Source organism: Desulfosporosinus shakirovi (genome assembly GCF_020595055.1).
GTDB classification, from domain to species: Bacteria; Bacillota; Desulfitobacteriia; order Desulfitobacteriales; family Desulfitobacteriaceae; genus Desulfosporosinus; species Desulfosporosinus shakirovi.
On record NZ_JAJDOO010000009.1, the window covers coordinates 76,817 to 91,167 of the forward strand.

Genomic DNA, 14,351 nt, shown 5'->3' on the forward strand with positions numbered 1-14,351 from the left:
AATTCAGTCGATGTTGAATAAAGCTCTGTTCAACATCGACCTATCCTGAGAACGTTTTCACATAAATGGTGTCCTATCTCTCCTTTTAACTATGGCTACCCTCTACTCATAAATATGAGCGCATCCTCCTTTATCCTTAAACTCTTTAACAAAGGGGTCAGTAAACCAAAGTCTGAGAAATACATTTGTTCTTATTATCACTATCAGTCTAAGTAATTTTACTTAGCTTGTAAAATTCTTATTTCTTATAGATCAATTAGATAATCGTATTGCGATCATTAATAAGAAAGAGCTACTGAAATAGGTAACTCTTTCTATTACTCACGCCGGACTTAGACAGCGTTTATCTTACCCTAAGGCACGTTCCAGGATCTCATTGAGACGATTTACCATCCCTCTGGGATCTACGATAAGTCCTGCGGCGATTTGAGCATTTTCGAATATCTGCTCCGCTGCAATTTTAGCAAAAGAGTCTTCATTTTTACGAGCAGTATCTAAGCGCTTAATCATGGCATGTGCCGCATTGATTTCTAAGACACTGGGGCCTACATTATTAAGATCCTTATTCATCATTTGCATCATCCGTTGCATACTGTTCGTGCCATAGGGGCTGAGCACTACCGCCGGACTGTCAACTAAGCGCTTCGACTCTCGCACATCAGTTACCTTACTCCCTAATACTTCTTTGAGCCAACCGGTAAGATTTAAGACTTCTTCTTCCGAGAGAGCTTCTTCACTTCTATCCTGCTCTTCGGTATCACCTAAATTCAAATCCGCTTCATCTGCGGAAATAAGTCTTTTACCCTCATATTCTCTGATTGCTCCAAAGATGTAATCGTCAATAGCTGCATACGTATAAATGACTTCAATCCCTTTGTTCCTGAAGACTTCCAGATAGGGGCCAGACTCAATAACTTCACGTGATGGACCATTGACATAGTAGATTGCTGATTGATCTTCTTTCATCCGGCCTGTGTAATCAGCCAGAGACACTAGTTCCCCAGCCTGTGTGTTCGAAGACTCAAAGCGTAATAGTTTAATTAGATCTTTTTGGTGAGTATAATCATTGGCAGCTCCTTCTTTAATGAAGAAGTTGAATTTCTCCCAAAATTCTTTGAACTTCTCCGGCTCTGCTGTCGATTGACCGTCCAGAAATTTAAGGAAGCGACTTGTCACAACTTTGTTTAGCTTACTGATCAAGGCACTATCTTGCATTGTTTCTCTTGAAATATTAAGGGGCAATTCTTCACTGTCTATTACTCCTCTTAAGAAACGCAACCATTCAGGCAAAACCAGTGGGGACTTTTCTTGAATAAGAACTTTTTTGCAATAGAGGCTTACCCCAGGCTCCGTTCGTCCAAAACCAAATTGTTCGAGATTCTCCTTAGGAACGAATAATAAGGTATTTATATTTAAAGGAGCATCTGAAGAAAAATGCAATCGAAGAAGTGGTTCGTCATGAGCATTAGCAATGAACTTGTAGAATTCATTGTAGTCATCGTCTAAAATCTCACTCTTATTTTTGGTCCATAGTGCGTCAACAGTATTTACCTTCTGCTCATTGACCATGATAGGATAAGGTACAAAACTGGAGTACTGCTTAATGACTCGTTTGATAGTTTCTTCCTTGGCAAAGTCATAGGCATCCTCCTTCAGATGGAGAACCATCTTTGTTCCTCTGACGCACTCCTCTCCTTCGGTAATTGTATAACTTCCGACACCGTCAGATTCCCAAGTAAAGCTTTCACCCTCTTGATGATATGAGCGTGTGTAAATCGTCACTTTATCTGCCACCATAAAGGCTGAATAAAAACCAACTCCGAATTGCCCAATGAGGTTAAGATCCTTTTGATCCCCTTTAGCACTTAAATGTTTAATAAATTCCTTTGACCCCGAATGAGCAATGGTTCCTAAATTCTCAACTAACTCTTCTTTGGTCATTCCGATTCCGGTATCTGTTATAGTTAATGTATGAGAGTTATCATCCGTATCGATATGGATTTCTAACACTGCGTCTTTATCCTTAACCTCAGGTCCTGTTAACTGAGTATAACGAAGCTTCTCCATAGCATCGGCGGCATTGGAAATAAGCTCTCTTAAGAAAATTTCGCGATCCGTATAAAGAGAATGAATAACAATGTCCAATAATTGTCTGATTTCTGTTTGGAATTCCTTTGTTTCTACTGCGGTACTCATTGTTTACCTCCATCGTTGTTTAAATATGCAGGGGCACCGACGAGTCGAGCCTCTATCCATAGTTTAATCAAATTTTACCAAAAGTGCAAAGTCTTTTGCAACATTTTGAGTTAAATTTCCTGCCCATCGCTAATAAAGCTTGATTTAAGTACTGCCAGCAGACAGCTTTCAAATTGCAGATCATTTTCAAGCATTCTTTTCTTGGGACCTTTCGTTCTGCCCCCGCTTCTGCGGAATTTCGCTTTAGCCTCTCGTTCCTCCAGTAAAAACTCAATAGTAGAAGGGTTAAACTCTCTTCCTATAGGATTTAAACACTTTACCCCTTTCCCCAATAACATGGCCGCCAGACCCCAATCCTGAGTAACGGCTACATCTCCCTTTTGAGCAACATTTATAACCCGGATGTCGGCCTCTTGTGAGGAGTTACCTACAACAATATGGTTGTCAGATACTATGTTATGGTTAAAACTGGCTACGGTCCAGACAGGGATAGCATAATCACCGGCCAACCTCTGGCAAATCTGTAAGACTGCCTTCGGACAAGCATCAGCATCGACAATAATTTTCACAATCTCAACTTCTCTCAACCGATATGTATGAAACCTTTTTCGAAACAGCCATAATTCTCCTATCGGTTAGGTAATTTTTTCAGACCATCTTCTGTCTGGATCACTTTGTTCTCCTTAAGAAGTTTACCCAAAGCTCTTTTGAAGGCTGCCTTACTCATGTTAAGGCGACTTTGGATTTCGACGGGACTGCTTTTATCATTAAGTGCTAAAAATCCATCGTGATCTTTAATTCCTTGCAGGATCTTCACAGTATCTGATCCCATTTGAATATGGGAAAGTTCTCTTGGAGACAGATCAAGCTTGCCATCTTCTCGAACTCGGATCACTCGAGCCTCTACTTGATCTCCTTCTTTTAGTTCTGCGAAGTACTCATTAAGAGGGATAAGTCCCATGTACTTATTGTCTACAGCAACAAAAGCTCCAATTTCGGGATTTACAGAGTAGACCGTACCAACAACTTTATCGTCCTTTTGGTAAGGCGTACTTGCACTGAGATACTCATAAATTTCTGTCGTAGCACTTAGTCTCTGACTCTTATCTAAATAAACTTTTACTAAATAACTCTTTCCTACTACAATCAGGTATTTCTGTTCCTTAAAAGGCAGAAACAATCCCCTCTCTAACCCCCAATCTAAAAACGCTCCAATTTTGGTCTTGGCGTTGACCTTAAGATAGGCTAAATCCCCTAATTTAGCCAGGGGTTTTCTAGTCGTGGCGATTAATCGTTCTTCAGAATCCCGATACATGAAAACCTCTAATTCATCTCCCTCTTTAGCGCCCTCCGGCAATTGTTTAATCGGCAACAAGACATTATCGTGCCTCACGCCTGTACCCGCATCTAAATAGGCACCGAAGGATGTAAAGTTTGCAATCTTTAGTTTATAAAATTTTCCTATTTCCATCATTGTTAGTTTCCTTTCCCTAATGCAATATGCCATTCTAATTCTCAGGCCATTAAAAGACACACCATGTACTCCCATTCATTATAGCGAAAGGGGGCTCATGGTGCAAAATAATTCAGCTGCCAAAGGTAGTATGTCTTATTTACATATCATTATAATCCTATAAGTGTTACATTTCCTTGAAACAGATTTATAAGGCAAAAAGGATTAGCCTAGAGGCTAATCCCAAGTATTTGTATCTATAAAAACATTCTTTTCTGGCTCTGAATAACTAATGCTTATGAAAATCCATTCTCAAAAGTACTTTGAACTATTAGCCTGCTCGTGACAATTTGGACGACAATATTGACACCCATTGGCGCAACATGGGCCAAATAAACTTAGATTATCTTGTTGTACATTGCGCTCTTCATCACTGAATGACATTCTTGACCATGCTTCTGCGGAACTCATATCGTTCTGATGAGCTAAGGCTTCTTCTTGCAGAGTTTTCATAGACTCAAAATCTCCTTTTCACTAATCTAACATTTAACTTAGAATTGATCGAAGCTATCCATTTTATACTAACTAGTATATTAAGTAGGTAAATTAAAATTCTGAATTTTATTAAAAATATTACTATATTCATAAAATATCACTTTCTTAACCATTGATCAAGAGCAAATTTATTAGTTTCACGATTTAAGTCTGCCAAGCTGGTTGTCAAGGGTATCTCCTTTGGACAGGCACGTACACAATTTTGCGAATTGCCGCAATCAGCGATTCCACCTTCATCCAGCAAAGCCGCCAATCTTTCATGTTTATTCATTTCACCCGTAGGATGGGTATTAAATAAACGAACTTGAGAAATAGCAGACGGACCTATAAACTTAGAACGTGAGTTGACTTGTGGACAGGCTTCCATGCAGCAACCGCAGGTCATACACTTGGATAATTCATAGGCCCATTGTCGCTTGACTTCCGGCATCCTGGGGCCTGAGCCCAAATTATAAGTCCCGTCAATGGGTATCCAAGCATGGACTGTTTTCAAGTGATCGAACATGATCTGCCGGTCAACCATTAGATCCCGTACTAAGGGAAATTTGGTTAAGGGTTCAAGAACAATCGGCTGTTTAAGTTGGTCTACCAGCGCCGAACACGCCTGCTTGCCCTGTCCGTTAATATTCATAGTACAAGCTCCGCAAACTTCCTCCAGACAGTTACATTCCCAAACCACCGGGGTCGTCTTTTTGCCCGAAGCGGTAACCGGGTTTTTCTGAATCTCCATTAAACAAGAAATTACATTCGACTTTTCACGATAGGCTATTTCGAACTCTTCCCAATGGAAGGGCTTATTCGGGCCGTCCTGGCGGCGTATTTTCAAACGTATAGTTTTTTGCTCAGCCATCTTAAACCCCTCCTATTTATCAATATCGTAACGACGGGCGCGCAACGGAATCAATGAGATATCAACTGGTTCATAACTTAGTTCCGGGCCGCTTGTTGTCCACGTAGCAATGGTTGTTTTCAACCAGTTCTTATCATCTCTTTCTGGATAATCCGGCTTATAGTGAGCCCCTCTGCTCTCATTACGGTTTAAAGCTCCTAAGGTTATGACTCTGGCTAATTCCAGCATGTTCCAAAGTTGGCGAATAAACGTTCCTTCCTGGGTTCCCCATTCGATGTTGTCGCTTCTTCCGATATTATGCCAACGTTTCATGAGACTCTGAAGCACAGCGTCGGTTTCAGCTAATTTATCGTTATAACGTACGACAGTCACGTTCAGAGTCATAATATCACCCAGTTCTTTATGAAGAAGATAAGGGTTTTCCGGCCCCTTCATAGCCTGTATCTCAGCCCATTGCTCAACTTGATGTTTCTTTTCTTTCTGAAAGGCCGGCTCATGAATGCTAGGAGTCTGGTTTTTATTATTGTTCTTAATATATTCCATCACCTTCGGACCGGCTACCATACCTCCGTAGATAGCAGAAAGTAATGAGTTAGCCCCCAGACGGTTTGCACCATGATACTGGTATTCACATTCCCCAGCAGCAAAAAGTCCCGGAATATTTGTCATCTGGTCATAATCCACCCAAAGACCGCCCATAGAGTAGTGAACTGCCGGAAAAATACGCATAGGCACTTTCTTCGGATCATCCCCAACAAACTTCTCATAGATTTCCAGGATTCCACCCAATTTAAGTTGCAGACGGTGGGGATCAATGTGCGACAGATCCAGATAAACCATATTTTCGCCATTAATACCAAGTCCCTTGTCGAAGACCACTTCGTAAATGGCACGTGTCGCAATATCCCTTGGAACCAAATTTCCGTAAGCCGGAAACATTTCCTCGAGGAAATACCAGGGTTTCCCGTCTTTATAAGTCCATACGCGTCCACCTTCTCCCCGAGCAGATTCAGACATTAGCCTAAGCTTGTCATCACCCGGGATAGCAGTGGGGTGAATTTGGATAAACTCACCGTTGGCGTACTTCACTCCTTGTTGATATAATGCTGAAACTGCACTTCCGGTACAAATTGTGGAATTTGTGCTTTTGCCAAAGACCGCCCCCGGGCCTCCGGTAGCAATGATCACGGCGTCAGAGGCAAATGATTCAATGCTCATATCTCGCAGATTTTGAGCAACGATCCCTTGGCAATCCCCTTCATCAAGCACAACCGAGAGTAATTCCCAGTGTTCGTATTTTTGAACTAATCCTCCAACCTCATAACGTCGAACTTGCTCATCAAGGGCATAGAGAAGCTGCTGACCAGTTGTAGCCCCTGCAAAGGCTGTCCGACAAAACTTTGTTCCTCCAAAACGGCGAAAATCAAGAAGCCCCTCAGCCGTTCGACTAAACATCACTCCCATTCGGTCCATCAAATGGATAATCCCCGGCGCTTCATCGCACATGGCTTTTACGGGGGGTTGATTCGCGAGAAAGTCTCCTCCATAAATTGAATCATCAAAGTGGTTCCATGTAGAGTCTCCCTCTCCTTTGGTATTGACTGCTCCGTTAATTCCCCCTTGGGCACAAACGGAATGCGACCGTTTGACAGGCACTAACGAAAATAGGTCAACGTGTGTACCGACCTCGGCCATCTTAATCGTGGCCATAAGTCCTGCTAAGCCGCCTCCCACTACGATGACTTTACTCATCCCCTGACCCTCCACTCTTTCATGTCAATTTTGTGCAGATGATATTGATACCGGTGTAAGCAATTTGCTATTATTTTAGAAAAGCAAAGATATCCGACATTCCAATTGCAGACAGGAGAACAAAAACGACTCCTAAGGTATATAACCAAACTTTCTGCGAATGCGGTCCGATGGTTAAACCCCATGTAATCGCAAAAGCCCATAGACCGTTAGTGAAATGAAAGATTGAGAACAATACGCCCAAAAGGTAAAAGATCAATCCCAGAGGCTGACTCAAAAATTGTGACAAGGCTGAAAAATTTGCTTCGCCGAAACGCAAAAGATAAACATGTATAATTACAAAGACAAAAGTGTAAAGACCAGAAATTCTTTGGATAATATAGAACCAATTTCGAGCGTATTTATAGCTTAAAATATTGACCTGCCCGGTATAGACCACCCATGTTCCATATATCGCATGCACGGAGATAGGTATAAATATGACGACAAGTTCAATAATGAAAATTCCCGGGAAACTTTGCATGGTACTTATAATCAGGTCATACTGTTTTGCCCCCCCAAGAGCTGTTAAATTAAGAATCAAGTGAAATGTCAGGAAGAATCCGATTGGCACCAAACCTAAAATCGAATGAACTCGTCTAACTAAAAAGTAGTAAGGGCTTTGTATCGTACTCATATTCTTAATCCTCTCTTCCGAACTCATTTGCCGAATAATTTAAATATTTTTCTGTAGCGTGAACATCTTTGTCTAATCCTCCATTTATGTTTTTGCTTCTATGTCCGATAGCAATCTCCGTGCCAAATTCATCCACTGTTACCATAGCGCCCGTTCTATGACATTTTGAAGTTCACGAATATTGCCTGACGGCCTTAAGGAAAGCTTTAATCCATTAATACCCGAGGGATATAGAGCGACAGCTCGGGGAAAATAACAAACAGGATCATCGCGGCAATCATCAAAACTATAAAAGGAATGACCCCTCTAACAACTTCTCCTAAAGGTTCCCTTGCCATTGAACTGACAACGAATAGATTTAAGCCTACTGGCGGAGTGATCATCGCCAATTCCATATTCACAGTCATGACAATCGCAAAATGAATCGGATCAATGCCTAATTGCTTAATAATCGGTAATAAGATCGGCAACGTAATTAAGATAACCGATACTGCTTCTAAAAAAGTGCCCATTACAAAGAAAACCAGTTGAGTGACCATAAAAAACAAGAAAATATTTAGATTCGCATCACTTATCCAATCAGCGACTTTATTAGGTATTTGATTATTTGTTAAATAGAGTGCAAAGACTAAAGCTGCAGCGATAATCAGAAAGATCATCGAAGATGTATTGATTGTTTCCCTTAGAATCCCACGAATGTCTTTAAAGTGAAGTTCTCGATAAATGAAGATGGAAACAACCAGAGTATAAAAGACGGCAATCACCGCTGCTTCGGTCGGGGTACAAATCCCCGAGTATATGCTTCCTAAAATAACCACAGGCAACAGGGCCGCAGGTATGGCCTTTAGCGAGGCCTTCCACCGTTCAGACCAAGTGTATTTTTTTCCATGCCCATAGTTGTGCTTTTTAGCATAGATTATGGCAGAAAACACCAAGATGTTTCCTAAAATCAAACCAGGTATTACTCCGGCCATAAACAACTTTCCAATTGATTCATCTGCAGTGACACCATAGACAATCAAAGGTATGCTGGGCGGAAGCAATATACCAAGAGTCCCGGCTGCTGCAATCAGTCCCATTGCATAGCGTTTTGGATAACCGCCTGCCACCATAGCCGGAAGCATTATAGCCCCGATGGCTGCCGCAGTCGCTGGACTGGATCCTGATATGGCTGCAAAAATCATGCAAGCCAAAATAGTAACTACGGATAAACCCCCGGGTAAATGCCCAATCCAAGACCGCAAACTCTCAATTAAATATTTTGAGACTCCCCCGCGAGACATCAAAACTCCGGCTAAAATATAGCCCGGTATCGCCATTAAAGTCGCCGAATTCAATCCGGCGAACATCCGTTGAGGAATCATCATTAAATTAAAGGTTTCCGTAGTGACAATAAGCGCAATTGTGGACATTGCCAAGCTTATGGCAATAGGAACGTTCAACAAGAAGAAAACAACGAAAAGTATAAACAATAACGCTACTAACATTTTATTACATCCTTTCCGCCACTTTACCGGTCCCGCCAGTATTACGTGCAGCTTCATAGAGTTTGATTACAAAGCGAAACGTTAAAAGCGCTCCAGTCAGCGGAAGAATACTGTAAACCATATACAGAGGAATTCCTACGTCTGTAGACACTTGCCCTGTATTGTGGGTGAACGAGACCAATTTATAGCCATAATAACCCAAGAAAAGACTGAACATGATTCCAACCGTATGGGCAAACAAAGTTACAAAGTGCTGCACTCTTTTCGACAAGACATTAAATAACATATCTACCTTGATGTGATGATCATTACGCAAGGCGACACTGGTGCCAATTAACGTCCCCCAGATAATTGTGTATTGAGAAATCTCATCAACCCAAGAACGGGCATCATTAAACACATAACGCATGATAACCCCGTAGAAAATCATCGTAACACCAACCAAAAGCAGTCCCCCAGAAACGATGTCCTCCAGAAATTCAAAGACTCGCCAAAACTTTCTCATTCATTTCACCTCAAATCTTATGGGATCACACGGGATAACTTTTGATAAAAAGGGTTCTCCCAAGAAGAACCCTCTTTATCTCTTTAGAATTGGAAGAGACTTGACTTATTTCTGTCCGGCATTAATGGCAGCATCGATTAACTCTTTGCTGAGGACACTTTCAAATTGGGCATAAACCGGTTTCATAGTTTCTTGGAAAACTCCCAGTTGAGCAGGAGTTAGCTCTGTGAACTGCATTTTCCCGCTATTTTTTAAGTTATCCATACTTTTTTTATCAAGAAGTTCTGCTTGTTCAACTGCAAATTTAGTTGCTTCAGCCATAGAATCATCTAATGCTTTGCGGATGTCCGGCTCTAGTCCTGACCAAAAACTCTTATTGACAATGATCATATAATCGAGCCGACCATGATTTGTGACTGTAAGATACTTTTGAATTTCTTGGTATTTCTGAGTATCAATGTTATTAAAGGTATTCTCTTGTCCGTCCACCGTGCCTTGTTGCAGGGCAGCATAGGTTTCACCAAAAGCAATGGTCGCAGAACCGGCTCCCAAGGATTTAAACTGAGCTTCCAAAACTTTTCCTGCTTGAGTTCTGAACTTTAAACCTTTAAAATCTTCCGGGCTTACTAACGGACGCTTATTATTGGTAAATTGCTTAAATCCATTCGGCCAGACAGCTAACCCTTGCAGATTATATTTATCTAAGGAATTCATGAGTCCTTTCATTTGATCTGAAGCAAAGAATTTATAGACAGCTTCATTATTTGGGAATAAGAACGGAAGATCAGTATATTGGAATTTGGGGTTCAACCCGACTAATTTTGTTACTGATGGTGCAATGATTTGCACATTACCTGACTGAGCTGCCTCCAATTCCTCCTTATCTCCATAGAGCTGAGATGAGGGATATACTTCGACTACTACTTTTCCATTGGTTTTTTGTTCTGCTAACTCCTTAAACTTTAAAGCTGCCTGCCCCTTTGGGGTATCGGGAGTCACAACATGAGCAAATTTAACGATGATCGGTTTCACTTCTTTATCCCCACCGGTAGCTGCAGGTTTTCCTCCGCATCCAACTAAAGAAAGTGTTAAGACTAGCACAGTGCTCAACGCTAAAGCCATTGGTTTTTTTCTAAACATTTCTCTCCCCCTCTTATTTTATTCATACACCCATTAACCGAATTTCTATTGTTCCCTTCCCAGCCTCACCCCCCAATCTCATTTTAAAACTGTTTTCTTTTGGTTCACTCCATTTCTTCGCTCCATTTCTTCACTTCGTTAAGAAACTCCGACCCATTTTCCTTTTCAAACTTGGTATACACAGAGGAGAAGTCTTTTCTCCAAATCATTTTTTCTTGAGGAGTTAAAGAGTAGATATTGATCACTTTCGCTTTTTTAATTTCCTCTAATTGTTCTTGATCTAATTCTTTCGCAGTCTCTCTTTCCCATAGTGTTACTTCTGACATTGTTTTCTCTATAAGTTCACGTGCTTGACTTGGCAGTTGATCCCAAAAATCCGCATTTACAATTACGGCGTACCCCATAAAACCATGTTGACTGAGGGTTAAATATTTCTGAACTTCGCTGAATTTTTTTGTATAAATATTGGAAACAGTATTTTCTTGACCTTCCACGCTGCCTTCTCTTAAGGCCTCATAGACATCATTGAAGGGAAGAATTGTGGCATTTGCTCCAAAATTTAAAAATTGTTCCTGCAAAATCCCCGGAGACATGACTCTAAACCTTAAGCCTTTTAAATCACTAAGTTTGATAATTGGATGAATGTTATTCGTTAGATGTTTAAAGCCGTTATCCCACATGGCCAGCCCCCGCATATTTTTCTCCTCTAACTGCTCAAGTAAGGTTTTTCCCAAGGGACCGTCCATTATTTGATGAACACTTTCAAGATCAGAAAACAAATAGGGAAGATCCCATATCTGCCACTGCGGAAATAGTTGGGACATCTTAGAGGTGGCTGGAGCAATCATTTGTACATCGCCCCTACTTAAAGCCTCGAATTCTTCGCCATCTTTAAATAATTGGGAGTTCGGAAAAACTTGAACTTCAATGGAACCCCGTGACCGTTCCTCTATTAGCTGGGCAAAGCGTATGGCGGCCAGTCCCTTAGGCGTATTTTCCTCAACAACATGAGAGAACTTAATGACTATTTTTTCTTCCTTATTGACTTGCTGCCCATCTATAACCCTATTACTGCAACCCGATAATCCCAGAAAAAGGATCATCATTAAACAAATCCCGCTCTTCCTACCCATATGGTACGATCCCTTCACATGTATTAGTTTGAATGTTTTTAGTTTATTTTATATTCCGATAATTCTCAATACTTTAGGTCCTTTTGATATTTATGGTCTTATTGGTCAAAATAATAAAATTGTACCTAAAATACAATTTTATATTTGTTGATAGGTCTGCCTACCGACCCATATTGAGTTTCCAGTATAACTCTCTCATTCTTTTCCAGATACTCTAAATACCTGCGTGCTGTAACTCGCGCCAACCCAACCCCTTCAGCCACTACCTCTGCCGACAGCCCTACACGGCTCTCTTTAAGAAAGTTATAAACTTGTTGTAGGGTGATTTCTCTCAATCCCTTTGGTAATTCCCCCCTAATCCGATTAGATGGATTTTCTCGACTAGGGAGAATTTTAATCAATCTGTCCAGATCCTCTTGATTCATTTCTCCGCGATTTCTAAATTGCTCCGAGTAAGTCCGGTAATTGTTTAAGGCTGTATTGATCCGTTCAAATTTAAAGGGTTTTATAATATAGTCCACAACCCCAAAACGCAAGCCTGCTTGAACTGTTGCAACATCTTGAGCTGCAGTGATTAGGATAATATCTGTGGGAATCCCTTGACGCCGTATCTCTCGAAGAATCTGAATTCCATTGAAGTCAGGCAGGTAAATATCTAAAATCACTAAGCGAGGCCGCAGCTCTTGAATAATTTCCAGGGCTCGCTTCCCTGTTTTAGCTTTACCACAAACTCGAAATCCACCGATTCTTTTAATAAATCCTTCATTGACCTCCATTACCATGGGATCATCTTCAACTAAGACTAAGTCAATAGGATTCATTTTTGTCACCCTCCTAACGAACTTCAAATTAAGTGTTCCAACAGTCACTAAAACTTTTGAGAATAATTAAGAGGTATTTTCACTCCAAAGCGCGTACCCCAGCTTCCTGACTCCAGATCCAGAGTTCCACCAAGCCTTTCGATGGTCTGTTTAACTAAAGGCAGACCAATTCCTCGATTCCCGGTTCCTTTTGTTGAAAACCCCCACTGAAATATCTTAGCTTGGTTCTCTGGAGTTATCCCTCCCCCAGTATCCTCGATGCTAAGAATCAATTCTGTCTCCTCTTGTTTGATACGACAGTGCACTTCACATAAGGCCTTACCCACCACCGCTTCCATGGCATTTTCCAGTAAGTTCCCTAAGATAATTGTTAGCGAGTTAGTATCCAAGGTCTCAGGTAACTCCCCTAAGCAGGAATCCTGCTCAAAAAATACGTCAACTTTAAGTTCTTTACCACGGTTGTATTTTCCTAAAAGTAAGCCGGCCACGCTTGGGTGTTTCATCTTATGACTTAAGAATCTCGTAACTTCTTGTTGTTCCTCAGTCACTTTGTAAACATAATCCATAGCTTCTTGAGCCTTATTTAGCTGAATTAACCCTGAAATAGTGTGCAATTTATTTAAGGACTCATGATTTTGGACTCTTAAGGCTTCTATAAAGGTCTTAACTCCCGTCAATTCCTCCGCCATTTTACGCACTTCTGTTTTGTCTTTAATTGTAATGACATGCCCTACGATCTGATCGTTAACCTTCACCTTGAGAAAATTAATAAGGACCCATGTTTGATTAAGGAGCAGTTCCGTGGTTTCCGAAGAACCGTTTGCTTCCAGAAGGTCAGCAAGAACACAAAGTACTTCAAAATCCTCTAAACGAACTCCCAGAACCTTTCTATTGATACCGGCTATTCGATAAGCTTTATCATTAATCACTGTAATGCGGTTTTCGATATCTAATGCTACGACCCCTTCATCCATGGCTTGGAAAATAGCTACACGTTCTTCTAGTATCCTGGCAATCTCATTAGGTTCAAGGGAAAACATATTTTTTTTTATGTTTCTCGCTAAATAAAATGAGCCTATGATTCCAAAGGCTAATCCTACTAACAACGAAGAATAAAGTTGGATTCTTAATGTACCCACTATATCTCTAATTGTCGGCACGAGAATTCCCACCGCTACTACTCCAACTTGGCGGGTTCCTTCATCCGTCAGAACTGGTACAAACGCACGTATTGATGGGCCCATTACCCCAACCGCTTGAGAAAGATATTCTTTTCTTTCTAAGGATGGTCCCTCATCTCCATCATTAAAAATAGTTCCTATCCGATCTAAATAGGGATGAGAATAACGCATTCTTTCCATATTAAAGATCACAATATATTCAACCCCAGTTGCAATGCGTATTCGCTCAGCAAGTGGTTGAATCCACTTAGAGCCCTCTTGCTTATATAGATTTTCTTGAACTTCCTGCAATTGAGCCACAGTACGAGAGATTGCCATAGCCCTATGTCCAATCTCTTGTTCCATCTTACTTGAAATACGGTTGACTATAACCATTCCAGCCAATACCACAGACAGCAAAACTAAAATAAAGGAGAGGATTGCAATTTTCGTTCCCAATTTTAAATGAGGTACTTTCAAGAACCGTTCTCCTTTCTCAGATATTTCTGAATATACATATTAATTCGTTAATTCAATTAAAATACCTTCTGATTATGCCCTGGAATCTCTTCAAATTTTTATACTGTATACATATAAAATTTTCTCTTGTCAACGGTTCAATA

The 14,351-nt window shown here is 40.8% G+C and carries 13 protein-coding genes; all 13 read right to left on the reverse strand.

Annotation, left to right across the window (positions count from 1 at the left end):
* Positions 1–348: 348 nt before the first annotated feature.
* The gene (gene htpG / locus LJE72_RS10025) at positions 349–2,196 is read right to left on the reverse strand and encodes a molecular chaperone HtpG (protein WP_229247444.1); all 1,848 of its coding nucleotides are present in this window, start codon (positions 2,194–2,196) and stop codon (positions 349–351) included.
* A gap of 110 nt (positions 2,197–2,306) precedes the next feature.
* Positions 2,307–2,765: a YaiI/YqxD family protein gene (locus tag LJE72_RS10030; protein ID WP_229247445.1), complete on the reverse strand. Its 459-nt coding sequence runs from the start codon at positions 2,763–2,765 to the stop codon at positions 2,307–2,309.
* A 59-nt stretch (positions 2,766–2,824) separates the two neighbouring features.
* Complete coding sequence (locus tag LJE72_RS10035) at positions 2,825–3,670, reverse strand: CvfB family protein (RefSeq protein WP_229247446.1); 846 nt, start codon at positions 3,668–3,670, stop codon at positions 2,825–2,827.
* Between the two features lie 291 nt (positions 3,671–3,961).
* Positions 3,962–4,162: a hypothetical protein gene (locus LJE72_RS10040; protein ID WP_229247447.1), complete on the reverse strand. Its 201-nt coding sequence runs from the start codon at positions 4,160–4,162 to the stop codon at positions 3,962–3,964.
* Between the two features lie 139 nt (positions 4,163–4,301).
* Positions 4,302–5,054 carry a succinate dehydrogenase iron-sulfur subunit gene (gene sdhB, locus LJE72_RS10045; RefSeq protein ID WP_229247448.1) on the reverse strand — a complete coding sequence of 251 codons (753 nt, stop codon included), beginning with the start codon at positions 5,052–5,054 and terminating at the stop codon, positions 4,302–4,304.
* A gap of 12 nt (positions 5,055–5,066) precedes the next feature.
* Positions 5,067–6,806, reverse strand: coding sequence for a succinate dehydrogenase flavoprotein subunit (gene sdhA, locus LJE72_RS10050; RefSeq protein ID WP_229247449.1), 1,740 nt, complete (start codon positions 6,804–6,806; stop codon positions 5,067–5,069).
* A gap of 70 nt (positions 6,807–6,876) precedes the next feature.
* Positions 6,877–7,482: a succinate dehydrogenase gene (locus LJE72_RS10055; RefSeq protein WP_229247450.1), complete on the reverse strand. Its 606-nt coding sequence runs from the start codon at positions 7,480–7,482 to the stop codon at positions 6,877–6,879.
* A 206-nt stretch (positions 7,483–7,688) separates the two neighbouring features.
* The gene (locus tag LJE72_RS10060) at positions 7,689–8,969 is read right to left on the reverse strand and encodes a TRAP transporter large permease (RefSeq protein ID WP_229247451.1); all 1,281 of its coding nucleotides are present in this window, start codon (positions 8,967–8,969) and stop codon (positions 7,689–7,691) included.
* Positions 8,970–8,973: 4 nt separating this feature from the next.
* Entirely contained in the window at positions 8,974–9,474 is a 501-nt protein-coding gene (locus LJE72_RS10065) for a TRAP transporter small permease (RefSeq protein ID WP_229247452.1), read from the reverse strand.
* 105 nt (positions 9,475–9,579) lie between these two features.
* Entirely contained in the window at positions 9,580–10,614 is a 1,035-nt protein-coding gene (locus LJE72_RS10070) for a DctP family TRAP transporter solute-binding subunit (protein ID WP_229247453.1), read from the reverse strand.
* 104 nt (positions 10,615–10,718) lie between these two features.
* Positions 10,719–11,747 (reverse strand): TRAP transporter substrate-binding protein, encoded by a 1,029-nt coding sequence (locus tag LJE72_RS10075; protein WP_229247454.1) that lies wholly within the window; start codon positions 11,745–11,747, stop codon positions 10,719–10,721.
* Between the two features lie 125 nt (positions 11,748–11,872).
* Positions 11,873–12,568 carry a response regulator gene (locus LJE72_RS10080; protein ID WP_229247455.1) on the reverse strand — a complete coding sequence of 232 codons (696 nt, stop codon included), beginning with the start codon at positions 12,566–12,568 and terminating at the stop codon, positions 11,873–11,875.
* 47 nt (positions 12,569–12,615) lie between these two features.
* Entirely contained in the window at positions 12,616–14,208 is a 1,593-nt protein-coding gene (locus tag LJE72_RS10085; RefSeq protein WP_229247456.1) for an ATP-binding protein, read from the reverse strand.
* Positions 14,209–14,351: the final 143 nt, after the last annotated feature.

Bases quoted from the DNA above. Each gene is read 5' to 3' on its own strand.
- htpG (WP_229247444.1), bottom strand. From the start codon at position 2,196: ATGAGTACCGCAGTAGAAACAAAGGAATTCCAAACAGAAATCAGACAA.
- LJE72_RS10035 (WP_229247446.1), bottom strand. From the start codon at position 3,670: ATGATGGAAATAGGAAAATTTTATAAACTAAAGATTGCAAACTTTACA.
- LJE72_RS10040 (WP_229247447.1), bottom strand. From the start codon at position 4,162: ATGAAAACTCTGCAAGAAGAAGCCTTAGCTCATCAGAACGATATGAGT.
- sdhB (WP_229247448.1), bottom strand. From the start codon at position 5,054: ATGGCTGAGCAAAAAACTATACGTTTGAAAATACGCCGCCAGGACGGC.
- sdhA (WP_229247449.1), bottom strand. From the start codon at position 6,806: ATGAGTAAAGTCATCGTAGTGGGAGGCGGCTTAGCAGGACTTATGGCC.
- LJE72_RS10055 (WP_229247450.1), bottom strand. From the start codon at position 7,482: ATGAGTACGATACAAAGCCCTTACTACTTTTTAGTTAGACGAGTTCAT.
- LJE72_RS10060 (WP_229247451.1), bottom strand. From the start codon at position 8,969: ATGTTAGTAGCGTTATTGTTTATACTTTTCGTTGTTTTCTTCTTGTTG.
- LJE72_RS10065 (WP_229247452.1), bottom strand. From the start codon at position 9,474: ATGAGAAAGTTTTGGCGAGTCTTTGAATTTCTGGAGGACATCGTTTCT.
- LJE72_RS10070 (WP_229247453.1), bottom strand. From the start codon at position 10,614: ATGTTTAGAAAAAAACCAATGGCTTTAGCGTTGAGCACTGTGCTAGTC.
- LJE72_RS10075 (WP_229247454.1), bottom strand. From the start codon at position 11,747: ATGGGTAGGAAGAGCGGGATTTGTTTAATGATGATCCTTTTTCTGGGA.
- LJE72_RS10080 (WP_229247455.1), bottom strand. From the start codon at position 12,568: ATGAATCCTATTGACTTAGTCTTAGTTGAAGATGATCCCATGGTAATG.